The organism is Maricaulis sp. (genome assembly GCF_039978735.1).
Taxonomy (GTDB): Bacteria; Pseudomonadota; Alphaproteobacteria; order Caulobacterales; family Maricaulaceae; genus Maricaulis.
In genome coordinates, this window is sequence record NZ_JBDWAS010000046.1 from 37,604 (window position 1) to 59,640 (window position 22,037).

20 protein-coding genes are annotated in these 22,037 nt (G+C 64.5%); 6 read left to right on the forward strand and 14 right to left on the reverse strand.

Annotated features, from left to right (window positions below):
* Window positions 1-8: 8 nt before the first annotated feature.
* The 3 genes from recJ to ABJO18_RS14160 are packed head-to-tail and all read right to left on the reverse strand — an operon-like array spanning window position 9 to window position 3,170.
* On the reverse strand, window positions 9-1,814 hold the full coding sequence (gene recJ, locus ABJO18_RS14150) for a single-stranded-DNA-specific exonuclease RecJ (protein WP_348507400.1): 1,806 nt from the start codon (window positions 1,812-1,814) through the stop codon (window positions 9-11).
* Between the two features lie 12 nt (window positions 1,815-1,826).
* Complete coding sequence (gene glpX / locus ABJO18_RS14155) at window positions 1,827-2,783, reverse strand: class II fructose-bisphosphatase (protein ID WP_348507401.1); 957 nt, start codon at window positions 2,781-2,783, stop codon at window positions 1,827-1,829.
* A 48-nt stretch (window positions 2,784-2,831) separates the two neighbouring features.
* Window positions 2,832-3,170 carry a hypothetical protein gene (locus ABJO18_RS14160; protein ID WP_348507402.1) on the reverse strand — a complete coding sequence of 113 codons (339 nt, stop codon included), beginning with the start codon at window positions 3,168-3,170 and terminating at the stop codon, window positions 2,832-2,834.
* Window positions 3,171-3,253: 83 nt separating this feature from the next.
* Between ABJO18_RS14160 and phaC the strand changes: the two genes are divergently transcribed.
* The 3 genes from phaC (at window position 3,254) to ABJO18_RS14175 (ending at window position 7,233) form a co-directional block, all read left to right on the forward strand.
* The gene (gene phaC / locus ABJO18_RS14165; RefSeq protein ID WP_348507403.1) at window positions 3,254-5,131 is read left to right on the forward strand and encodes a class I poly(R)-hydroxyalkanoic acid synthase; all 1,878 of its coding nucleotides are present in this window, start codon (window positions 3,254-3,256) and stop codon (window positions 5,129-5,131) included.
* A gap of 119 nt (window positions 5,132-5,250) precedes the next feature.
* Window positions 5,251-5,955: an SET domain-containing protein gene (locus ABJO18_RS14170; protein ID WP_348507404.1), complete on the forward strand. Its 705-nt coding sequence runs from the start codon at window positions 5,251-5,253 to the stop codon at window positions 5,953-5,955.
* 96 nt (window positions 5,956-6,051) lie between these two features.
* Window positions 6,052-7,233: a GGDEF domain-containing protein gene (locus tag ABJO18_RS14175; protein ID WP_348507405.1), complete on the forward strand. Its 1,182-nt coding sequence runs from the start codon at window positions 6,052-6,054 to the stop codon at window positions 7,231-7,233.
* Here the strand turns inward: ABJO18_RS14175 and ABJO18_RS14180 are convergent.
* From ABJO18_RS14180 to ABJO18_RS14195, 4 genes are all read right to left on the reverse strand, one after another.
* The gene (locus tag ABJO18_RS14180; protein ID WP_348507406.1) at window positions 7,230-7,739 is read right to left on the reverse strand and encodes a DUF6702 family protein; all 510 of its coding nucleotides are present in this window, start codon (window positions 7,737-7,739) and stop codon (window positions 7,230-7,232) included. The genes ABJO18_RS14175 and ABJO18_RS14180 overlap by 4 nt on opposite strands.
* Before the next feature lie 15 nt (window positions 7,740-7,754).
* Complete coding sequence (locus ABJO18_RS14185) at window positions 7,755-10,190, reverse strand: M1 family metallopeptidase (protein ID WP_348507407.1); 2,436 nt, start codon at window positions 10,188-10,190, stop codon at window positions 7,755-7,757.
* Window positions 10,191-10,260: 70 nt separating this feature from the next.
* Window positions 10,261-11,583, reverse strand: coding sequence for a hypothetical protein (locus ABJO18_RS14190; protein ID WP_348507408.1), 1,323 nt, complete (start codon window positions 11,581-11,583; stop codon window positions 10,261-10,263).
* Window positions 11,584-11,650: 67 nt separating this feature from the next.
* Window positions 11,651-12,421, reverse strand: a complete 771-nt coding sequence (locus tag ABJO18_RS14195; protein WP_348507409.1) for a hypothetical protein — start codon at window positions 12,419-12,421, stop codon at window positions 11,651-11,653.
* A 270-nt stretch (window positions 12,422-12,691) separates the two neighbouring features.
* Here ABJO18_RS14195 and ABJO18_RS14200 point away from each other — a divergent pair, with 270 nt between their 5' ends.
* A complete protein-coding gene (locus ABJO18_RS14200; RefSeq protein ID WP_348507410.1) occupies window positions 12,692-14,347 on the forward strand; it encodes an AMP-binding protein in 1,656 nt (551 codons plus the stop codon).
* Between the two features lie 4 nt (window positions 14,348-14,351).
* Here ABJO18_RS14200 and ABJO18_RS14205 read toward each other — a convergent pair whose 3' ends face one another.
* The 3 genes from ABJO18_RS14205 to ABJO18_RS14215 all read right to left on the reverse strand — a co-directional run bounded on the left by ABJO18_RS14205 (window position 14,352) and on the right by ABJO18_RS14215 (window position 16,947).
* Window positions 14,352-15,011 (reverse strand): hypothetical protein, encoded by a 660-nt coding sequence (locus ABJO18_RS14205; protein ID WP_348507411.1) that lies wholly within the window; start codon window positions 15,009-15,011, stop codon window positions 14,352-14,354.
* Between the two features lie 62 nt (window positions 15,012-15,073).
* A complete protein-coding gene (gene lpdA / locus ABJO18_RS14210) occupies window positions 15,074-16,474 on the reverse strand; it encodes a dihydrolipoyl dehydrogenase (protein WP_348507412.1) in 1,401 nt (466 codons plus the stop codon).
* A 101-nt stretch (window positions 16,475-16,575) separates the two neighbouring features.
* Window positions 16,576-16,947, reverse strand: a complete 372-nt coding sequence (locus ABJO18_RS14215) for a cupin domain-containing protein (RefSeq protein ID WP_348507413.1) — start codon at window positions 16,945-16,947, stop codon at window positions 16,576-16,578.
* A 74-nt stretch (window positions 16,948-17,021) separates the two neighbouring features.
* Here ABJO18_RS14215 and ABJO18_RS14220 point away from each other — a divergent pair, with 74 nt between their 5' ends.
* Both ABJO18_RS14220 and ABJO18_RS14225 read left to right on the forward strand, forming a co-directional pair.
* Complete coding sequence (locus tag ABJO18_RS14220; protein ID WP_348507414.1) at window positions 17,022-17,432, forward strand: ACT domain-containing protein; 411 nt, start codon at window positions 17,022-17,024, stop codon at window positions 17,430-17,432.
* A 55-nt stretch (window positions 17,433-17,487) separates the two neighbouring features.
* Window positions 17,488-18,162 (forward strand): 2OG-Fe(II) oxygenase, encoded by a 675-nt coding sequence (locus ABJO18_RS14225; RefSeq protein WP_348507415.1) that lies wholly within the window; start codon window positions 17,488-17,490, stop codon window positions 18,160-18,162.
* Here the strand turns inward: ABJO18_RS14225 and ABJO18_RS14230 are convergent.
* From ABJO18_RS14230 to ABJO18_RS14245, 4 genes are all read right to left on the reverse strand, one after another.
* Window positions 18,159-18,923, reverse strand: a complete 765-nt coding sequence (locus ABJO18_RS14230) for a glutaredoxin (protein WP_348507416.1) — start codon at window positions 18,921-18,923, stop codon at window positions 18,159-18,161. The genes ABJO18_RS14225 and ABJO18_RS14230 overlap by 4 nt on opposite strands.
* 69 nt (window positions 18,924-18,992) lie before the next feature.
* Window positions 18,993-19,250: a hypothetical protein gene (locus tag ABJO18_RS14235; RefSeq protein WP_348507417.1), complete on the reverse strand. Its 258-nt coding sequence runs from the start codon at window positions 19,248-19,250 to the stop codon at window positions 18,993-18,995.
* A 132-nt stretch (window positions 19,251-19,382) separates the two neighbouring features.
* Complete coding sequence (locus ABJO18_RS14240; protein WP_348507418.1) at window positions 19,383-19,634, reverse strand: type II toxin-antitoxin system Phd/YefM family antitoxin; 252 nt, start codon at window positions 19,632-19,634, stop codon at window positions 19,383-19,385.
* Between the two features lie 120 nt (window positions 19,635-19,754).
* A complete protein-coding gene (locus tag ABJO18_RS14245) occupies window positions 19,755-21,848 on the reverse strand; it encodes a sodium-translocating pyrophosphatase (protein ID WP_348507419.1) in 2,094 nt (697 codons plus the stop codon).
* Between the last annotated feature and the right edge of the window lie 189 nt (window positions 21,849-22,037).

Below are 22,037 nucleotides of genomic sequence, written 5' to 3' on the forward strand. Positions count from 1 at the left end.
CAAAAACGTCAGTCTTGCGCAGTTGCCAGGTCGTCCAGTTGCAGCTGCACCCGCTTGCGGCCCTGCCAGGCATCGCACTTCACCCGGCCGACTGCATGCCAGAGCCCCTCGCCCGCGCTCAGCAGTGCCTCACCCAGCGGGGTGTCGGCCGTGCGGAAACTGATCCCCTGCACACTGGAACCGCTGAGATCCTGCAGCGAAAAGCGCACATGATCGGTGCCCACCCGCTTGGCAAAACTGACCCGTACCCGGGACAGCGCAAAGCGCGGTTCGGGATTGCCCTGACCGAAGGGGCCGGCGCGCTCAAGCAGCTCCGCCAGTTCCACCGTCACGCCGGAGGCCGCCAGCACACCATCGGCTTTGAGCGCCATGGCATCGCCGGCCTCTGCCAGCTCCGGCGCGAGACGTTCGTCCAGATAGGCGACCAGCGCATTGATCCGGTCGGCTTCCACTGTGAGGCCACCAGCCATGGCATGGCCGCCCCCGGCCAGCAGCAGCCCCTCATGGCGCGCCGCGGCGATGGCGCCGCCGAGATTGACGCCCGGCACCGAGCGCCCGGATCCCTTGCCGATGGCGACCTCGCCCTGGCGATCGATACCGATGACGATGACGGGTTTGGAAAACCGGTCCTTCAGGCGGCCGGCAACAACGCCGATGACACCAGGGTGCCAGCCCTCACCCGACGCCACCAGAATCGCCCTGTCCGCGCCCTGTCGCTCCAGCTGGGCCAGGGCCTCCTCCTGCACTGCCGTCTCGATCGTGCGGCGTTCGGCATTGAGCGCGTCGAGCTCGGCAGCGATCCGTGCGGCCTTCGCCGGATCGTCGGTGGTCAGCAGATGAGCGCCCAGGTCGGAACGGCCGACCCGGCCGCCGGCATTGATTCGCGGCCCGATCAGGAAGCCTGCATGATAGACGCTGGCCTCACCGTCGATACCGGCCGCATCGGCCAGGGCCTTGATACCCGGCTGCTGCCACTGGCTCATCACGCGCAGCCCCTGCGCCACCAGCGCGCGGTTGAGCCCCTCCAGGGCCACGACATCGCAGATCGTGCCCAGGGCAGCGAGATCCATCCATTGCATGATGTCCGGCTCGCCGGCCTCCCCGAAGGCACCGCGCCGGCGTCCCTCGCGATTAAGCGCCGCCAGCAGGACAAAGGTGACCCCGGCCGCCGCCAGATGGCCACACCCGGAGGTGTCGTCCGGCCGGTTCGGATTGACCAGCGCCGCGGCCGGCGGGAAATCGTCATCCATCAGGTGATGGTCGATCACGACAATATCGAGCCCGATCCCCGCACCATGCCGCAGGGCCTCATGCGCCGCGGCCCCGCAATCCAGCGTCACCACCAGTTCGGCGCCGCGCTCGCGCAGGGTCTCGAAGGCCTTGGCAGACGGTCCGTAGCCTTCCTCGATCCGGTCGGGAATGTAGATATCGGCATCCTGGCCCACATGGCGCAGCCAGCGCACCAGCTGGGCGGCGGACGTCGCACCGTCGACATCATAGTCGGCAAAGACCGCGATGCGCCGCCCCGCCGCGACGGCATCCCAGATCAGCCCCGCGGCCTTGTCCATGTCGGCGAGTGCGGAAGGGTCGGGAAACACATCGCGCAGACGCGGCGAGAGATACTGTCCGGCCGCTTCCGGCGGCACGCCGCGCGCAGCAATGACCCGGGCCAGGGCGTCGGGCAGGCCGTGCTGGCGGGCAATCGTGGTCACGGCCGTCTCGTCGGCCTCGCGCAAGCGCCATTTGCGCCCGCTCAGCGAGTTCTCAACGCCCAGAAGCGCGTCAGTGTGCCGTGTCGTGGCGTCCGTGACCATCCTGTGTCCGTGCTAGCCCAGCGGCCGTGCCGACCGGATGCGGCGTACGGAATGGTCGGCCGAGTCGAGCAGGAGTGTGTGCGTGTGAACCTGACCGGCGGACTTGCGGACACCGTCGACCAGGTCGCCATCAGTGACGCCGGTGGCGACGAAGAGGCAATGGCTCGCCGCCAGCTCGGCGACATCATACTTGCGGTCGAGGTCGGTCACGCCAACGCGCGCTGCCCGGGCGCGCTCGTCATCATTGCGGAAGAACAGGCGGGCCTGCATCTGGCCGCCGATGCACCGCAGGGCCGAGGCCGCCAGCACGCCTTCGGGCGCCCCGCCCTGACCGATGTACATATCGACACCGACGCCGAGACCGGCAGCGCCCATCGCGCCGGCCACATCGCCGTCCGGGATCAGACGGACACGGCCGCCGACCGACTTCACGCCGTCGATAATGTGCTGGTGACGTTCGCGTTCCAGGACGCAGACCGTGATGTCGGACGGGGCGACACCCTTGGCCTTGGCCAGGTTCTTCACATTCTCGGCCGCACTGGCGTCCAGGTCGATAACGCCGGAGGGCAGGCCCGGACCGACAGCGATCTTGTCCATATAGGTGTCCGGCGCGTGCAGCAGGCCGCCGCGCAGCGCAAAGGAGACCACAGCCAGCGCATTGGCCTGGCCCTTGGCCGTCAGCGAGGTGCCTTCGAGCGGGTCGAGTGCGATGTCGATCTCCGGCCCCTCGCCGGTCCCGACCTCTTCGCCGATATAGAGCATGGGCGCTTCGTCGCGCTCGCCCTCGCCGATCACGATCCGGCCCTTCATCGGCATGGCATTGAGACCATTGCGCAGGGCGTCGACGGCGGCCTGGTCAGCGGATTCTTTCTCGCCGCGGCCGATCCAGTCAGAGGCCGCAACGGCCGCGGATTCGGCTGCACGCACGGCCTGCAGTGCCAGATTGGTCAGGGCACGGGTATCGCTCATTTACAAAGTCTCCGGTCATCGCCCGGCACGGACCGGGGCGGTCTTGATCTAACGCTGCGGGGTTTGCGGCGGCGTCGTGCGCGCCTGCCCCTCATTGACAAAATCGGATGCGCTGGACGGCGTGTCCTGCCCTTCGCGGTCTTCCGCCTCGGCATTCAGCGCATCACGGCGCTCCAGCAGCCGGCGGGTCTGGGCGTCCATTTCCGCACCTTCTCCGCGCGGAAGCGTGCGATCAGGCACAGTGCGCGGTGCAGCACGATCTTCCACACCGGCTTCCAGGCGCTCCTCGACCCAGTCGGGATGCGTGGCTTCCACAGCCGGCATATCGACCGCTGCGCAGCCTCCCAGAAGGGCGGCAAGCCCTGCGGTCGTAACAAAGCGATGCATGACAACTCCTCGCGCTGGACGCGCGACGCGCTTTCTATACGCTGATCGGTGTCAGAGTCACCTGCCGAAGACAAGGACAATCAATGCCGGGCAAGACGGAAAACGACGCGCAAGACCGCGACTCCAACCCCTGGGCCGGCATGACCGCAGCGGAATGGGAGGCGCTCGACGAGGTGTCGCGCAATCTCATTCAGGCTTCGCTGAAGTCGCAGAAGCTCATGTCCGAAGCGATGCAGAAGGCGCTGGAAGGCGAAGCCGTGCTGCCCAAGGCCGATCCGTTCAACGCTGCGCCCGAATTCGGCGAGGTGTGGAATCACATCGTGCACCAGCCCGAGCTGATGATGCAGGCCCAGGCCGATCTGATGAAGGGCTATCTCGATCTGTGGTCGAACACGACCAGGCACTTCATGGCTGGCGAAGACGATGCCGGCAGCGCGCCGGTCATCGAGCCGGAAAAGGGCGACAAGCGCTGGAAGAGCGAGGACTGGTCCACCAATCCGGTATTCAATGCCATCAAGCAGTCCTATCTGCTCAACCAGCATTTCCTGATGGGGCTGGTCCGTAATGTCGACGGTGTCGATGAGCGCACCCGGCGCAAGGTGGAATTCCTGACGCGGCAGATGACCGACGCCCTGTCACCGACCAATTTCGCCCTGACCAATCCGGATGTGATCCGCGAGACCATGATCTCGCGCGGCGAGAACCTGACGCGCGGCCTGCAGAACCTGATGAATGATCTGGAATCCGGCCATGGACGGCTGGCCCTGCGCCAGACCGATACCGCAGGCTTCCAGGTCGGCAAGGACCTCGCCACGGCGCCCGGTCAGGTGATCTTCCAGAATGATGTGATGGAGCTGATCCAGTACGCCCCGGCGACGGAGACGGTGAAGCAGCGGCCGCTGCTGATCGCGCCGCCCTGGATCAACAAGTTCTACATCATGGATCTGCGGGAAAAGAACTCGATGATCCGCTGGCTCACCGAGCAGGGTTTCACGGTCTTCCTGATTTCCTGGGTCAATCCGGGTCCGGAACTCAAGGACAAGACCTTCTCCGACTACATGCATGAAGGCCTGTTTGCGGCGCTTCACGCCATCGAGGCGGCCACGGGCGAAACATCGGTGAATGCCGTGGGCTATTGCGTCGGCGGCACCCTGCTGGCCAGCGCCCTCGCCTGGCTGGAAGCAGAAGGCCAGGCCGACCGGATCGCGTCGGCGACCTTTTTCGCCGCCCAGACGGATTTCGAGCAGGCCGGCGACCTCCTCCTGTTCATCGACGAGTACTGGCTCAAGGAGATCGAGCGCATCATGGACGCCCAGGGCGGCGTGCTGGACGGGCGCTCCATGGCCGACACTTTCAACCTCTTGCGCTCGAACGATCTGATCTGGTCCTTCGTGGTCAACAACTACCTGCTCGGCCGCCAGCCGCAGGCTTTCGATCTGCTGTTCTGGAATTCCGACCAGACCCGCATGCCCAAGGCGCTGCACCTGTGGTATCTGGACAATCTCTACCGCAATAACCGCCTGTCGCGCGGCGAGCTGGAGCTTGACGGTCACACGCTCGATCTCGGCGCGGTGAAGACACCGGTCTACATGCAGGCCTCGCGCGAGGACCATATCGCGCCCTACCCGTCCGTCTATCGCGGTGCCAAGCGCTTCGGCGGACCGGTCCGTTTCATGCTGGCAGGATCGGGGCATATCGCCGGCGTGATCAATCATCCCGCCGCCGGCAAATACCAGCACTGGACCAATGACAAACTGCCCAAGACCGTCGAGGCCTGGATCAAGGGCGCCAAGGAGCATCCCGGCTCGTGGTGGGCGGACTGGCGCGACTGGCTCTATGAACGCTCCGGCGATGACGTGCCCGCCAGAACGCCAGGCGACGGCAAGCTGAAACCGATCTGTCCGGCCCCGGGCCGCAATGTGCTCGTGCGCAGCGACGCGCCGCAAAAGACCGAGGCCTGACACGGCCTGCATTCCCGCCCGGGGTGAGCGCGCGTTTACGCAAACCCTGGGTTTTTCTTGCGCTGCAGCGTATCCTGGCTAGCCTCGACCGCGTACTGCCGCATAACCGGGAGATCGCCGTGCAGGATGCCGCTGCCAGCCGCGAACGCCACATGCTCGGCTTCTTCGTCGATGCCGGTGGCAAGCGGCGTTTCGACCGCTTTCACCTGCTTGCCCATGGCGACCGGTGGGACGGCGAGATCCTGCGCCTGACACCGGGCCGTTCCGACGCCGTCCCGATCGCTGTCACCGGCCGTGTCAACGGCGCGGAACTGGAACTCGATCTCGACCGCCGCGACCGCCGGCCCGCCGAGGCGCTGCGCGTCCGCGCGGAAACACCGGACATCGATGCCGGCTATATCGGCACGCTGGACATGCAGCAGCCGGGGGATGTCCGCACACGCACGGCCTATGTCCTGGAAGAGGCGCCCGCCGTCCGGCTGGACCCCAGCCCTACGCATGGCTGGGGCACTGTCGCGGTCGCACCATTGACCCAGGGCGCCGAAGTCCTGCCGATCCGCGGCCCGTTCAGTGCTGTGCAGACCCCTTACTCCTTCCGCACCTCCGACGGCCGCCATGTCGAGCCGACCGGCTATGGTCATTTCGTGAACCATGCCTGCGAGCCGAGCTGCGAGATCGTCTACCGGCCGGACGGGCGGCCGGTGCTTGTCGCGCGCCGCGACCTGCCGGCCGGAACCGAAATCACCTTCGACTACACGGCCACCGAGGGCAAACTGGCCAACAGCTTTGCCTGTCTTTGCCCCGCTGACGCGCATAAAATCTGAACAAAATCCTGAGATTGCAGCGCTCGGGCCTTGCCCCCGCCGCACCGCACTGCAAAGACTGCGGCCACACCGTTAACGCCGCGACGAGGACAGGACATGCTCGACACCCGATCGCTTGTCAGCGCCCTTGCGCTCATCCTGACGATCGGGATCCTGCTGCACTTCGTGAACTGGCGCATCCACCGCACCAGCGAGGGTGCGAAGTTCTGGTGTATCGGGCTGAGCGTCCAGACCGTCGGCCTTTTCCTGTCGGCCGCCTTCAATATCGGCCCGGACACCGACCCGGCCTTTCTCTTCTTCATGAACATGATGGTCAGTTCCGGCCATATCCTGATGCTGTTCGGAACCGCCTCCTTTGCCGAACGCCCCTTCCGGCCGTACGTCTATGCCGGCCTCGCCGGTATCATGGCCCTGGGCTATGGCTGGTTCTGCCTGGTCGACACGAATGTCATCGGCCGTGTCCTGACGCTCGCGAGCATCCTGATCGCGACCAACATGCTCAGCCTCACCCGGCTGTGGGCGATCGCACGGCGCGACGGACCGGCCGGCGCCGTGGTGCTCGGCGCCGCCATGGTTGCCACGATCCTGGTCTCGGCCGCCCTGTTCGCCCTGCAGCTGGCCAATGGCGGGGCGGTCCAGAATGTCTATGACGGTGACAACCCGCTCCTGCCCGTCGCCGTGATGACGCTGATCGCCTTCGAAACGACGACGATCTTCGGCTATCTGCTGCTGAGCGCCGGCTATTCCCAGGCCCGGCTTAGCGAGATGGCGCTGACCGACCCGCTGACGGGCCTGGCCAATCGGCGGGCCTTCGACCGGGAAATCGTCCGCCGTCTGGCAACGGCAACCGCGCCGGACCGCCAGATCGCAATGATCCTGTTCGATATCGACCGGTTCAAGCAGGTCAATGACACGCATGGCCATGATGTCGGCGACCGGGTTCTGCAGCATCTTGCCACAATCGCCCGCTCGGTCTCGCGGCGGCGCGATGTACTCGCCCGGATCGGCGGCGAGGAATTCGCGATTATCGTCGATGAACGCGACAGCGAGGCCCTGGAGCCCCTGGCGGGCCGCTTGCGTTCCGCCGTGGAGGCCGCGCCGGCGCGGGTTGAAGGCGTGCACATCCCGGTCACGGTCTCGGCAGGCTGCGCCCGCGCGGTCTGCCGCGATGCGGCCGATGTGGAAAAACTGTTCCGCGCCGCCGACACGGCGCTCTACAGCGCCAAATCAAACGGGCGAAACCGGGTGGAGATGGCCGCTTCCGCCGGACAAGCCTAGCGCTCGAAGCGGACACGCACCGGCGCGCGACGCCCGGGCCCCTGCATCGCCGTGCGGACATGGGACTGGAAGCGCAGATTGGTCATCATCACCTGGTCGTCGAAGGCTTCGGCCAGGAGGTCATTGTCAACGATGAAGCTTCCGGTTTCCGACGGCTGCGGCGCGATGAAATAGATCCAGGCAAACTCGCCATCGACCTCGGCGCCGACATAGTTCAGCTCGAACAGGGCGCCCTCACCGTCCGCCATCCGGAAACGCTCGCCGGCATAGGCGCCGACCGTTTCCAGCCCGGCTTCGGTCTCGAGGAATTGCGCCGCATCCTGTTCGCCGCGATCGAGCGCGGTCAGGAGGTCATGGGCGAAGAGCCGGTGCACGATCTCCATCTCCCCGGTGCGCGGATTGACGGCAATCTCGGTGACACCGGCATGGACGCGATGGGCGCTGGCCGGTGCTGCAACAAGCAGAACACCGGCCAGGCTCGTCAGAAGTGTGCGAAGCCGCAGCATTCGCGCAGGTCCTTCCTATTGCGGACGCGTACGGATCGAGTCGCGCGTCACGCGCTGATCCATGTCGTCCATCATCGTGTCGTTGTCCGAGGACGAACGATAGACTTCCAGCCGGGTCGGCTCGATACGCGGCGGGAAGAAATTGTCGGACCGGTCCGCATCGGCGGTTTCGTGCAGCGGATCGAGTTCCACCGACACGACCTCACGATCGGTCATGTAGGTCCAGGTGACATTCTCCGGATTATAGCGCCAGACCTCAGCCGGGATCCGCACGATCTCGCTGCCGCCATCCGCGAAGGTGAATTCGAGGATGATCGGCATCACCACACCGCCCTGGTTGGTGAAGTCGAGATAGTAGATGCGCTCGTCACTGTCGACGATCGTGGCTTCCCAGTCCTCCAGCTCCTCGCGGAAGCTGTCATAGGCCTCACGTTCGCGATTGGTGACCGTGTGGGCGTCATTGCGCGAGTAGAAGTCGACCACTTCCGGATTGCGCGCTTCGTAGTAGGCGATGCCCGCTTCGCGATTGCCGGCCTGGGTGAGGCTCTCCGGAGCGGCATCATCCTCGGCGCGCTCGCGGGCATTCTCGATCTCCGGATTTTCCGTGTTGAAGGTGCCCTCGATCACCCGGTCGAGCGAGATGTCGACATGGTCGGTCGAGTAGAACCAGCCACGCCAGAACCAATCGAGATCGACACCGGAGACCTCTTCCATCGTGCGGAAGAAGTCATACGGGGTCGGCCGGCGGAAACGCCAGCGGTTGGCATAGGTGCGGAAGGCCTCGTCGAACAGTTCGCGGCCCAGAATCGTCTCACGCAGCACCACCAGCGCCGTCGCCGGCTTGCCATAGGCATTGCTGCCGAACTGCAGCACCGAGTCCGACTGGGTCATGATCGGCATCTGGTTGGTCGACACCATGTAGTCCGCGATCAGGTCCGGATCGCCGCGGCGGGACGGGAAGTCCTCTTCCCACTGACGCTCGGCCTGGAATTGCAGGAAGGTGTTGATGCCCTCATCCATCCAGGTCCACTGACGCTCGTCGGAATTGACCGTCATCGGGAAATAGATGTGGCCGATCTCGTGGATGATCACGCCGATCAGTCCGCGCTTGGCGCTGCGCGAATAGGTCAGATTGCCGTCATCATCGACCACCGGGCGGCCATAGGTGCCGCCATTGAAGGTGATCATCGGATACTCCATCCCGCCCTGCGGGCCGGCGATCGATTGCGCCACCGGATAGGGATAGGGGAAGGAGAAGGAGGAGTAGACGTCCAGCGTGTGCTCGACGGCGCGGGTCGAGAAGGCCGACCACAGCGGCTCGCTCTCATTGGGGTAGAAGGACATCGCCATGACCAGCTCGGGCGCCACGCCCTCACCGTCCTGTTCGACCCCCACCGCATCCCAGATGAATTTGCGCGAACCGGCCCAGGCGAAATCGCGGACATTCTCGGCGCGGAATTCCCAGGTGGCTTCGGACCGCGTGCCCCGGCGCTCATTGGCGCGGGCTTCGGACGGCGTCACGATGAAGACCGGCTCTTCGGAGGTCCGGGCCTCTTCCAGACGATCACGCTGGGCCTGGTTGAGCACCTCTTCGGGGTTCTGCAGCACACCGGTCGCGGAGACGATGAAGTCCTGCGGCACGGTGATGGACACGTCGTAATCGCCGAATTCCAGGGTGAACTCGCCGCGGCCCAGGAAAGCCTTGTTGTGCCAGCCTTCATAGTCCGAGAAGGCCGCCGCACGCGGGAACCATTGCGCGATCTGGTAGATGCAGTCGCCGCCGGTATCCTCGGTTTCCTCGAAGCATTCCCAGCCGGCGCGGCCGCCGATCACGCCGGTCTCGATCAGGCGATAATCCCACTCGATGTTCAGCACCACGCTCTCGCCGGTCTCCAGCGTGTCGTCGAGATCGATCCGCATCAGCGTGTCGACGATGGTAAAATCGACCGGATTGCCGTCGGCATCGGTCACGGCCGTGATGTTGTGACCATAGCCGTCATCGGCGATCTGCTGGCGCCGGCGCACGGCAGAGGCCGAAATCCCTTCCGGATTGGAACCGCCGACCCGGCCGGACGAACGGCCGCCATCGCCGACTGTCTCGGTCATCACGGCGATGGAGTCGGGGCGGAAACGGTTCTGGTCGAGCTGGAACCACAGGAAATCCAGCGGGTCCGGCGCGTTATTGGTGTAGGTGACCGTCTCGGAGCCGTAGAGATGCTTCTCGTCCTCATCGAGACGGATATCGATGTCGTAATCGACGTCCTGCTGCCAGTAGTCCGGCCCCGGCGCGCCGGTGGCGCGGCGTTCGCGGTTCGGCGAGGGCCAATCCTCGTCCTCGAGCTGGCGGAAGGCATCGCGCCAGTTGTTCGTGGTCTGCTGAATCGGCTGAGCGGCCGCAACGTTGAACGTCGCGGCCGCTGTCGCCATGGCAATAAGACTGAAGCTACGCATATCCCAGGTTCCCCATACCCCTAAAACGGGCTCTCTTCGGGGACTCATGTAGCGTCTGCCCGGGACCGCGTCACCCCGCGGTTACGGTTTTGTCATCTTCCGGACTGATTGCCGCAGCCGGAGCCGCATGACCGTTCTCCCGGCCCAGCGACATCAGCCAGGCGCCCAGGCCGATGAACATCAGGAAAAGACCGACCAGAGCCCCCAGTCCCGGAACGGCACCCAGCGCGGCAGAAACCGCCAGCACCAGCATCAGGGACAGAAGACGCATACCCATGCCCAGGGGCTGTTCCGGCTTGCGGTTGAAGATCAGATCGCCGACTGCCAGCGCGCCCAGTGCCAGGCACAGCAGCAGGAAGGGCCAGAACAGCAGCCACATGATCGGGATCAGCAGCACACCGATCACGGTGATCGCCAGCAGCACGGTCATGATGATCAGGAAGACCGGCGACAGGGCGAAGCTGATGAAGCCCAGGAATCCGGAGACCAGCGGCTTGCGGCGGAAGGTCCGCGCTACCCGCGCGGTGCCGCGCGGCGTCATCAGCACGGCCAGTGCGCCCAGCAGAAGGGCCGCACCCGGCACGGCCAGCCCCAGGAAGGCGAAGGGCGCACCGATGATTTCCCAGGGACCGTCGATATCGATGTCTATATCGTCCCAGTGCTTGGCGCCGAAATTGAACGGTTCGTACTCATAATCGACCGTGCCGATCTGGGCGCCGGAAGCGACAACCGGTTGGGACGGACCGCGCACGGTGATCTCGCCGGTCACCCGGGCCGAGTCGAGGATATAGACTTCCTCGGCCAGGATCTCGATATCGCCGTCGATCAGGCCGGACAGGGTGACCTCGGAGCCCTCGATATCGGTGAAACCGCGCACCGTACCGGCGATCTCGATCTCGCCGCCGCCGATCTCCAGACCGTCAGCAAAGACCGCGTCGCTTTGCACACCGACATACCCGCCGGCCAGTTGCACGGCGCCGCCGACCGTGGCGTCGATCTCGACATTGCCGCCAGCCGCGGCGAGTTCACCGGCGATATTGCCGCCGACACGGACATCGCCGCCGGCCGCGCTGACATCGCCGGCGACATTGGCGTCGACCTCGACATCGCCACCGGCGATCTCGATATCTCCACCGACCGAGCCGCGGATAAGAACGTCGCCACCGAAGAAATGGATCGAACCGGTAACGTCGGCATCGATCCGGCCATCGCCGGCTATCGCGGAAATATCGCCCTGGACATTGCCGCGGACCGTCATGTCGCCGCCGAGGAAGACGACGTCATTGCCGCTGCCGTCGATCTCGACTTCGCCGCCGATCACCTGGGCGCCTGCGGCGCCCGTCATTGCGGTGATGGCCAGCCCCAGGGCCATGATTGTGTGCTTGATGTTCATAACTCTCTCCCTGCGCCCCCCGGCAGTCAGGTCGGTTGTTGAAAATGAATTCCGGTCCCCACCGGTTTCAGTTGTCGATCAGGTCTTCGCAGTCGCGGCGGTCGCGCGGGGTAAAGACAAGGTCATCCACACGGGCGCCCGACTCGACCTCCGGCTCATGCTCGGCGAAGACTTCGAACCGGCCATCGATGCGGGCCGTCGACGCGATGGTCACGCGGATACCGCAGACCTGGCCGCCATCATGAACGCGCGCACCGATCTCGATATCGCCCTGATCGTCATAGTCGCGATTGCGGCGCATCTCGTTGATTGCAACAAGTTCGAGCGGGCCATGGATCTCGCCATTGATCGTCATCGAACCGGCATGCGCCGACAGGCCGTGCTGGAAGGTCGCATCGACCTCCATGTCACCGGACGCCAGGCTGGCCGGGCCGGCAATATGGCCGTGCACCGTCAGATCGCCTGCCGCGATCGAGAGCTCGTCACCGGCTTCGCCGTTCCAGCTCACATCGCCGCCGGCAATGGAAACTTCGCCATCGACCTTGCCGGTGAAGTTCACGTCACCCGCCGCGATGGAGACTTCACCGCCGACTTCGAGACCGTCGGCATCGACATCGCCGGAGACCAGGCTGAGATCGCCGCCCAGACGGCCGCGCAGGTTCAGATCGCCGCTCAGGCGGCTGTAATCGCCGTCCCGGTCGAGCACGATATAGCCGTCCGCGGACCGGTGCTGGCGCATCATCTTGGCGCCGTCGCCTTCGTCGGCGACGACAATAACGCAGCCCGACGTCATCAGTGCGGTGGTCAGGGCCGTGGCAGCAAGCCAGAGCTTGGTCATTCAACTCTCCCATAACGTCCCGGACCTCCTGCCACCTGGCGTTTTGGAAATCCGGGTCTACGCTCCCCAGCGTTGATTCAGACCATACATTATCGAAAAACGATATCAAGGGGTTTTTTCCGTTTTTCGATAAATATTTTTTGAATTACGAGATGCCGACGCCATAAAGCCGGGCCGCACGCAGCCCCCCTCTTCCCTACGCTTCAAGGCCCGCTAAAATCGGCGGCAATACACCGCGCCTGCACGTATGGGCGTATACGGGAGGATTACATGGCAGACACTCCGGCCGCCGGGCTCACCCCGGATACCGGTACGCAGGGCGTATCCGGACAGGTCTACAAGGGCGCCCATCTCGATCCGGCGCGCATTCGCAAGCCGGTCTTCAAGTCGCTGATCGAATCCAGAAACCGGTATGGCGGCAAGAAACTCGCCGCCGTCGATGCCGACGGCCGGGAGCTCACCTATAACGATCTGGTGAAAGCCTCCTTCGCGCTGGGCCATGCCCTCAAGGCCGGGACCGAAAAGGGCGAAGCTGTCGGCGTGCTCCTGCCCACGGGCGCGGGCGCCATCATCTCCTTCTTCGCGATCTCGGCCTATGGCCGGATCCCGGCCATGCTCAACTTCACCGCAGGCGAACGGGCGCTGAAGGCGGCCTGCAAGGCCTGCAAGGCCAAGCGTATCGTCACTGCGCACCGCTTCATCGAGCTGGGCGAGCTGCAGGAGCTGGAAGCCGAGCTGAAGAAGGATCACGAGCTGATCTATCTGGAGGATGTGCGCGAGAACCTGTCGCTTAGCGACAAGCTCGCCGCGGCCGTCGGCATGGTGATGCCGTCCCTGGTGCGCGCCCATCCCGATCCGGACAGCGCCGCCGTCTATCTCTTCACCTCGGGCACGGAAGGCGATCCCAAGGGCGTCGTGCTCAGCCATGCCAACCTGCTGGCGAATGTCGAGCAGGTGCGCGACCACATCAAGATCTACCCGACCGATCTGGTGTTCAATCCGCTGCCGACCTTCCACTGTTTCGGACTGACCGGCGGCGTGCTGGTACCGCTCGGTCTCGGCGTGCCGGCGATCTGCCACCCCACGCCGCTGCAGGCCAAGACCATCGTCAAGCGGATCGCCGAGACGAAGGCGACCATCCTGTTCGCCACCGACACCTTCATGAACCAGTATGCCCGCGCCGCCGATCCGGACGATCTGTCATCGCTGCGCTTTGCGGTGTGCGGTGCGGAACGGGTGAAGGACGAGACACGCTCGGCCCTGCGCCGGCGGTTCAATGTCGAGATCGTCGAGGGCTACGGCCTCACCGAGGCGGCGCCTGTCCTGTCGGTCAACCAGCCGGAAAATAACCGCCCGGGCACGGTCGGCCAGCTTCTGCCAGGCTGCGAGGCGCGCCTGGTGCCGGTCGAGGGGATCGATGACGGTGGTCAGCTGCATATTCGCGGTCCCAATATCATGAAGGGCTATATCCGCCCCTCCGCGCCGCTGCAGCTGGAGGCGCCCGAGGGCGGCTGGCACGATACCGGCGATATCGTCTCGATCGACGAGGACGGTTTCATCCGCATCCGCGGCCGGGTGAAGCGCTTTGCCAAGCTGGGCGGGGAGATGGTCTCCCTCGCCGTGGTGGAAAACTGCGCCACCTCGCTCTGGCCGGACAGCATGCACGCCGCCGCCGCCATTCCGGACAAGCGCAAGGGCGAACAGGTCATCCTGATCACCGATTATGACAAGGCCGACCGGGCCGACCTGGTGGCCTTCGCGCGCAATCACGGCATTTCCGAGCTGGCGATCCCGCGCAAGATCATCCACGTCGAATCGATCCCGGTGCTGGGCACCGGCAAGACCGATTACGGCACCGTCCAGAAGACGGTGGAGGCGTTGATGGCCGACGAGCTGAAGCCGGCGGCCACCGAACCCGCAGAATAGCCGGTCAGAGATCCTCGCAATCGCGGCGGCCGAGGGCTTCCCACTCGAAGCCTTCGCCGTCGGGACGCGTGTGGGAGATCACCAGGAAACCGCCTCCCAGCCGGGCGCCGGCCCGCAGCTCGACTTCCGCGGCGCAGATCAGGCCGCCCTGCCCCAGACGTCCGGAAATCTCGACCCGGCCATCGCCATCGTCGCGGCCATGACCGCGCACGGTCACCGGTCCGTCGACATCGGCGCGCAACACCATGTGCCCGCCATCCATCTCCAGCGATCCGTGCAGATGACCGTCCAGCGTGACCCGGCCGGCGGCGATTTCGGTATTGCCGGCAATGCGCGCATCGATATCGGCCGTGCCGGCCGAGAATTCGGCATCGCCGCCCACCTCGCCAGTGAACCGCACCCGCCCGCCGGACGCTTCCAGATCACGGCCGACGATCATGTTCGAGCGCACGGTCGCGCCGGACAGCTCCAGATCCCGGCCGACGCGGCCATCGGCACCGACGAACATGCCGGAGAATTCGGCATCGCCGGGCACATCCACATTGCGCGAGGCCACGAGGCCGGCGGCATCGACCGAGCGGTCCTCCCCCCTGCCGTGGACATCATAGGTACAGGCCGACAGAGCCGTTGCAGCCGCGGCGCAGAACAGGAAAGACTTCAGCATGGCATCCTCACGAAATCGGTTTTCGATCTCATGATGCCCGGCAGGCGGGTTTTGGATGCAGATCAGATGTGCAGGGCCCGCCCATACGCGTCCAGCACGCTTTCATGCATCATTTCCGACAGGGTCGGGTGCGGGAAGACCGTGTGCATCAGCTCGGCCTCGGTGGTCTCCAGCTGACGCGCCACGGCATAGCCCTGGATCAGCTCGGTAACCTCGGCGCCGACCATATGGGCGCCCAGCAGCTCGCCGGTCTTCGCGTCGAACACGGTCTTCACCAGGCCCTGATCGTCACCCAGCGCGATCGCCTTGCCATTGCCCACGAAGGGGAAGCGGCCGACCTTCACCTCGTGCCCGGCCTCCTTCGCCTTCGCTTCGGTCAGGCCGACCGAGGCGATCTGCGGATGGCAATAGGTGCAGCCCGGGATATTGCCGGTCTCGAAGGCGTGCACGTCCTGGCCGGCAATCTTCTCCACGCAGACCACGCCCTCATGCGAAGCCTTGTGGGCCAGCCAGGGCGGGCCGGCGACATCGCCGATGGCATAGAGGCCCTTCACATTGGTACGGCCGAAACCGTCATTCACGACATGGCCCTTCTCGATCTTCACGCCGAGCTCTTCCAGGCCGAGATTCTCGACATTGCCGACAATGCCGATGGCCAGGATGACCTTTTCGACCTCGATCGTCTCGGTCTTGCCCTTCGACGTCTTCACGCTGACCTTCGCCATCTTGCCCGAGGTGTCGAGCTTTTCGACCTGGGCGCCGGTCATCAGCGTCATGCCCTGCTTCTTGAAGCTCTTGGCGGCGAAGGCGGAGATCTCCTCGTCCTCGACGGGCAGCACGCGATCCATCATCTCGACGACCGTCACATCGGCGCCCATCGTGTTGTAGAAGCTGGCAAACTCGATACCGATCGCGCCGGAACCGATGACGAGGACGGATTTCGGCATGCTCTCCGGCACCATGGCCTCGCGATAGGTCCAGATCTTGTCGCCATCCGGCTCCAGTCCGGCCTGCGGCACAGTGCGCGCCCGGGCGCCCGTCGCCAGGATGACGTGCTTGGCGGTATAGCTGTCCTTGCCGACGACGACCTTGGGAGCCTCGCCGCCCTTGGCCAGTTTCGCTTCGCCTTCGATCACCTGGATCTTGTGCTTTTTCATCAGCATGCCAACACCGCCGGAGAGGCGCCCGGCAACATCGCGCGAGCGCTTGACGATCGCCTTGACGTCATAGCCGATCTTCTCGGCCGACAGGCCGAAATCCTTGGCATGCTGCATGAGGTGATAGACTTCCGAGGTCCGCAGCAGCGCCTTGGTGGGGATACAGCCCCAGTTGAGACAGATCCCGCCCAGATGCGCGCGCTCGACAACCGCCGTCCTGAAGCCCAGCTGGGAAGCCCGGATCGCGGCGACATAGCCACCAGGTCCGCCGCCGATCACGATCACGTCGAATGCGTTGGAGCTCATGCGGAGACCTCATTTGTTTGCATGCGAAATAAATTCCGGGCCGGGAGTCGCGATATAACGGCTGCTCACCTTGCGATCAATGGCAGAGCCGGGCAGATCGGCTAGAGATCCGTAATAACCTGGGTCAGGTCGCTATCCGGATTGTCGCCGGTATTCACCACACCGGCGCGCTCGATCAGCATCATGTGGACTTTCTCGGTCTGTGCGACCGGCCGGTGCCGCACGCCCTTGGGGATCACACACATCTCACCCGGTCCCAGAATGACCGGATCGGCATTCTCGATCTCGATCTTCAGGATGCCGCGCGTGACGAGAAAAAACTCGTCCTCTTCCAGATGTGCATGCCAGTCGAACGACCCTTCGGCCTTCGCCAGCTTGATCTCGTAATTGTCCAGCTTCGCCACCCGGCGCGGCGCCCAGGCATCCTTGAACTGGCTGTGTTTTTCCGCCAACGAGATGACTTCAACAGACATGGCATCCTCCGACCGCCTATATGGCGATGATGTATCAGCCATACCATGATCTGCGCTGAACACAGGAGTCCGCGATGCACGGCGAGACCGATCTTGAAACCCTGCTTAAAGGCATGTCTGCCCGCCTGCACCCGGGTGTGTGGGCGTTTGCGACCCTGCCGCCCGGCACGCCGGAACCGGCCGGCCTCTCGCCCCTGATGCGCTATGTCGAGGATGAGGGTGTCACGCTCATTCTCGACGCCGCTGCGGCCGCCGATGCCGGCCTGAAAACCGTCTTTCCCTGCCGCCGCATCACCCTGCACATCCATTCCGCCCTCGAAGCCGTCGGCTTCATGGCGGCCATCGCGCAGGCGCTGGCCGGAGCCGGGATTAGCTGCAATCCCGTGGCCGGCTATTTCCACGACCATCTCTTCGTACCCGCCGACCGCGCCGGCGACGCCATGGCCGTTCTGGAACGGCTCGCCGCCGGCTCCGATTTCGATTGACCGCCCGGCCACCCGGCCCTATCAGCGCGCATCTTCTTCGACAGGTGACACGGCATTGAGCCTTCCTGCCCTGGGCCTGACCGGCCTGCCCGCCTTCAACGCCGACACGCTGTGCGACGATCTCGCCGGACAGGGCTGGTCGGTGTGCCGCCTTGCCGATGCGGACATGCTGGGCGCACTGGCGCAGGAAGCCGAAATTCTCTGGCAGGAGTCCGAAATGACCGCCGCCGGTATCGGCCGCGGCGAGGATCACGAGCTTGTCCGCCAGGTCCGGCGCGACAAGACGAAATGGCTCGACGGCTCCAGCACGGCCCAGACGGCCTATTTCGCCTTTGCCGAAGCGCTGCGCCGCGAGGTGAATTACCGCCTCATGCTGGGCCTGTTCGCCTTCGAGGCGCACTATGCGGTCTATGAGCCCGGCGGCTTCTACAAGCGCCATCTGGACAGTTTCCGCGGCGCCCGCAACCGCGTCCTCTCCACGGTGCTTTATCTCAATCGCGACTGGGATGCGGCCGATGGCGGACAGTTGCGTATCTATGCGCCCGACAGCGAACAGGTGCTGGACGAGGTGCGCCCGGAATTCGGCACGCTGGCCGTCTTCCTGTCCGAGGACATCCCGCACGAGGTGATCCCGGCCCGGCGCGAGCGCTTTTCCATCGCCGGCTGGCACCGCTGCAACGATCGCGGTCTCGCACCGGCTCTGCAGACCCGCGCCCTGCCGATCGCCTAACCAGCGAGCCGGACCAGCATCCACAGCCCCATGCCCAGCATCATCAGGTTTTCGCTCAGCGAGACGAAACCCAGCGGCACGTCGCTGCCGCCGCCCATGCAGGCACATTTCAGCTCGCGCCGGTCAATATAGACGGCCTTGAACACCGATACGGCTCCGATACCGCCGATGAGGATCGCCACCGGCGCGGCGATAACGGTCAGCACCCCGGCCAGCATCAGCACGCCCGCCAGCGCCTCGCCGAAAGGATAGAGATAGCCATAGGGCACCCAGCGGCGCGCCAGCAGGTCGTAATTGAGAAACATGGTCGAGAAGCTCTCGACATCGCGCAGCTTCTGCACGGCCAGAAGGCACATGGCGACTGGGATGGCGGATGTCAGCCACAGCCCGGGGTCCAGCCTGCCAAGGGTCAGCCAGCTGACCGCGCCTCCCATCAGCGCCGCCATGGTGAAAAGCGCAATGACAGGCTGGTAGCTGGTCTGCCCCGTCCCCTTCAGGGGATGGCCGAAGAAGGCGCGAAGCGCGTCATACCCGCCGACCCGCTCACCCCCGATGAAAGTCTGCGGCGTGGTCTCGACATCATGCGCGGCTTTGAAGGCGTCGGTCTCTTCGCGCGTTGAGAGGTGATGATCGTCGACCGCATACCCCTTGCGCTCCAGCAGCGCTTTCGACTTCAGGCCGTAGGGGCACACATGGTCCGGCATCACCATGCGGTAGAGACGGGCGGTCTTTCCGGCGGCCGGCGTATCGGTCGCAGTCATTGCGGCCTCGCTGTCTGCTTCCAGAGGATGCAACGCAAGGTCCGGCGCAGCGTTCCGATCTCGGTCGGATCACTCGCCGTTCTGTTCTCGCTCGAACGCCTTGAGGTCCCGGCGCAGCTCCAAGCGTCGCAATGCGCGCATTTCAGACAGGTTGGTCGGAAAGAAGAAGAAGAACAGCCCCGTCAGGAGCATCGTCCCGCCGAAGTAATAGCCGCGCCATGCGTCCGACCAGTGTGGCTGGGCGAACGTGAAATAGAGGTTGGGCAGCAGGATCAGCAGCAGCACGCCCGACATCCAGCGCTTCAGGGCGAGGTTTCGCTTCTTCATCGGCCCCTCACTTATCGACTTCTTGGCTTACCGACGATCATCAGGCACCCAGCGATCGTCCATAGATAGGGAATACCGGATTACACAGCCCGTCTGGAAATGGTCGAAATCCCCCATACCGGCCGCAATCCGCTATCGTTCTGAATCGTCTGCGTAGTCGGCAATCGCGGCTTCGATCTCGCGCGCGAGATCATCGGGTGTCTCTCGGGTAAGGTGAGCGCGGCGGGTCCCTGCCCGCTCCAGCAAGGCCTGGTAGTCCTCGACATTGAGCAGGACGAATTGCGCCTTGCGATGCCGCGTCAGGGTGACCGGACGCCGCTGCGCCGCGGCGCTGATTTCACTCCAGTTTCTGGAAAGTTCCGTCGTCGAGTATTGCTGGCCCATCACAGCGCTCCAAATACGTAATTTTCGTATTATACGTATTTTTCGTAGAATTTCCACAGGCAAGAGAAAAGCCCCGGCCAGGCTGGCCGGGGCTTTCCAGTTTCTCAGGTGTGCCCTGCCCTAGCTTGCCAGGAAGGCCAGCAGGAGAAGTGCCACGATATTGGTGATCTTGATCATCGGGTTCACGGCCGGACCGGCGGTGTCCTTGTAGGGATCGCCCACCGTATCGCCGGTCACGGAGGCCTTGTGGGCTTCCGAGCCCTTGCCGCCATGATGGCCGTCCTCGATGTACTTCTTGGCGTTGTCCCAGGCGCCGCCGCCGACGGTCATGGAGACCGCGACGAACAGGCCGTTGACGATCACGCCGAGCAGCATGGCACCCACGGCTGCCAGGGCCTGGGCCTGATCGGCAATACCGAGAATGACGAAGTAGAGCACGATCGGCGAGAGCACCGGCAGAAGCGACGGCACGATCATCTCGCGGATCGCCGCCTTGGTCAGGATGTCCACCGCCCTGCCGTAATCCGGCTTGGCCTTGAACTCCATGATGCCCGGGATCTCCTTGAACTGGCGGCGCACCTCGGCAACGACCGCAGTCGCAGCCCGGCCCACAGCCATCATCGACATGCCGCCGAAGAGGTAGGGCAGAAGCCCGCCGAACAGGAGGCCGACGATCACATAGGGGTTCTCGAGCGAGAAGTTCGGCTCGATACCCAGCAGGTGCTCGACATCGGTCGTGTAGGCGGCAAAGAGCACCAGCGCACCGAGGCCGGCGGAGCCGATGGCATAGCCCTTGGTGACGGCTTTCGTGGTGTTGCCGACCGCATCCAGCGTGTCGGTGGTTTCACGCACCGAGTCGTCCAGACCCGCCATTTCCGCAATACCGCCGGCATTGTCGGTGACCGGGCCGAAGGCATCGAGCGCGACGATCAGACCGGCGAGCGCCAGCATGGTCGTCACGGAGATCGCGATCCCGAACAGGCCTGCGAGCGAGAACGTGCCCAGAATGCCGCCGATGATGATCAGCGCCGGCAGGGCGGTGGACTCCAGCGACACGGCCAGGCCCTGGATCACATTGGTGCCGTGACCGGATTCCGAAGCCAGGGCGACGGATTTCACGGGCCGGTAGCCGGTGCCGGTATAGTATTCGGTCACCCAGATGATGGCCGCTGTGACGACGAGACCGATGAGACCGGAGAAGAACAGGTTCATGCCCGTGATCATCTTGCCGTTCACTTCGGCGATCTCGCCCATGCCGATCGTGAAATTCGTGACCAGCCACAAACCGCCGATGGACAGGATGCCCGCCACGATGAGGCCCTTGTAGAGCGCGCCCATCACATTGGTGCCCTTGCCCAGGCTGACGAAGAAGGTGCCGATGATCGAGGTGACGATGCACACCGCGGCGATCGCCAGCGGATAGAGCACCATCTGCGAGGCGAGGCCGCCGGTGAAGAAGATCGCCGCGAGCACCATGGTGGCAACCACGGTCACCGCATAGGTCTCGAACAGGTCGGCCGCCATGCCGGCGCAGTCGCCGACATTGTCGCCGACATTGTCGGCGATGGTCGCGGCATTGCGCGGATCGTCTTCCGGGATCCCGGCTTCGATCTTGCCGACCATGTCGCCGCCGACATCCGCACCCTTGGTGAAGATACCGCCGCCCAGACGGGCAAAGATCGAGATCAGCGAGGCGCCGAAGCCGAGCGCCACCAGGGAGTCGATGATGATGCGGCCGGAAGCCCCTTCACCCAGGACAAGGCCCATCGGTCCGGTCAGCACCCAGTAATAGCCGGCGACCCCCAGGAGGGCCAGGCCTGCGACCAGCATCCCCGTGACCGCACCAGAGCGGAACGCCACAGCCAGGCCTGCGGCCAGGCTCGTGCTCGCGGCCTGGGTCGTGCGCACATTCGCCCGCACCGAAACCAGCATGCCGATAAAGCCGGCCGAGCCGGACAGGACCGCGCCGATGGCGAAGCCCAGAGCGACCTGCCAGCCCAGAAAGACCGCGATCAGGATACAGACGACAATGCCGACAATGGCGATGGTGGTATATTGGCGCTTGAGATATGCGTTCGCGCCTTCCTGGATGGCCGATGCGATCTCCTGCATCTTCTCGGTCCCTGCGCTCGCCGCCATCAAACGCTGCGTCTGGACGACGCCGTAGATGATGGCAAGGACAGCGGCCCCAATGGCCAATAAAAGCATGTTCATGGCTTCCAGCCCCGTTTTATGACTTCTCTTTGGTCACGAAAGGATAGGGGGAAGCATACGCGTGAGAACCACGCGAACCGCCTGCATGTCCCCCGCTTCTTCTTGTTATTGTTAAGGGGACTATGCCCAAGTCATGGGGGCGGCGCAACATGCGAACTTTGGATTTCGAAATCCAATACTTACCGCAGT

Coding starts and splice junctions, on each gene's coding strand:
- ABJO18_RS14190 (WP_348507408.1), bottom strand. CDS start 11,583: ATGAACATCAAGCACACAATCATGGCCCTGGGGCTGGCCATCACCGCA.
- glpX (WP_348507401.1), bottom strand. CDS start 2,783: ATGAGCGATACCCGTGCCCTGACCAATCTGGCACTGCAGGCCGTGCGT.
- ABJO18_RS14215 (WP_348507413.1), bottom strand. CDS start 16,947: ATGTCTGTTGAAGTCATCTCGTTGGCGGAAAAACACAGCCAGTTCAAG.
- phaC (WP_348507403.1), top strand. CDS start 3,254: ATGCCGGGCAAGACGGAAAACGACGCGCAAGACCGCGACTCCAACCCC.
- ABJO18_RS14205 (WP_348507411.1), bottom strand. CDS start 15,011: ATGCTGAAGTCTTTCCTGTTCTGCGCCGCGGCTGCAACGGCTCTGTCG.
- ABJO18_RS14180 (WP_348507406.1), bottom strand. CDS start 7,739: ATGCTGCGGCTTCGCACACTTCTGACGAGCCTGGCCGGTGTTCTGCTT.
- recJ (WP_348507400.1), bottom strand. CDS start 1,814: ATGGTCACGGACGCCACGACACGGCACACTGACGCGCTTCTGGGCGTT.
- ABJO18_RS14230 (WP_348507416.1), bottom strand. CDS start 18,923: ATGACTGCGACCGATACGCCGGCCGCCGGAAAGACCGCCCGTCTCTAC.
- ABJO18_RS14185 (WP_348507407.1), bottom strand. CDS start 10,190: ATGCGTAGCTTCAGTCTTATTGCCATGGCGACAGCGGCCGCGACGTTC.
- lpdA (WP_348507412.1), bottom strand. CDS start 16,474: ATGAGCTCCAACGCATTCGACGTGATCGTGATCGGCGGCGGACCTGGT.
- ABJO18_RS14245 (WP_348507419.1), bottom strand. CDS start 21,848: ATGAACATGCTTTTATTGGCCATTGGGGCCGCTGTCCTTGCCATCATC.
- ABJO18_RS14240 (WP_348507418.1), bottom strand. CDS start 19,634: ATGGGCCAGCAATACTCGACGACGGAACTTTCCAGAAACTGGAGTGAA.
- ABJO18_RS14235 (WP_348507417.1), bottom strand. CDS start 19,250: ATGAAGAAGCGAAACCTCGCCCTGAAGCGCTGGATGTCGGGCGTGCTG.
- ABJO18_RS14220 (WP_348507414.1), top strand. CDS start 17,022: ATGCACGGCGAGACCGATCTTGAAACCCTGCTTAAAGGCATGTCTGCC.
- ABJO18_RS14160 (WP_348507402.1), bottom strand. CDS start 3,170: ATGCATCGCTTTGTTACGACCGCAGGGCTTGCCGCCCTTCTGGGAGGC.
- ABJO18_RS14200 (WP_348507410.1), top strand. CDS start 12,692: ATGGCAGACACTCCGGCCGCCGGGCTCACCCCGGATACCGGTACGCAG.
- ABJO18_RS14175 (WP_348507405.1), top strand. CDS start 6,052: ATGCTCGACACCCGATCGCTTGTCAGCGCCCTTGCGCTCATCCTGACG.
- ABJO18_RS14195 (WP_348507409.1), bottom strand. CDS start 12,421: ATGACCAAGCTCTGGCTTGCTGCCACGGCCCTGACCACCGCACTGATG.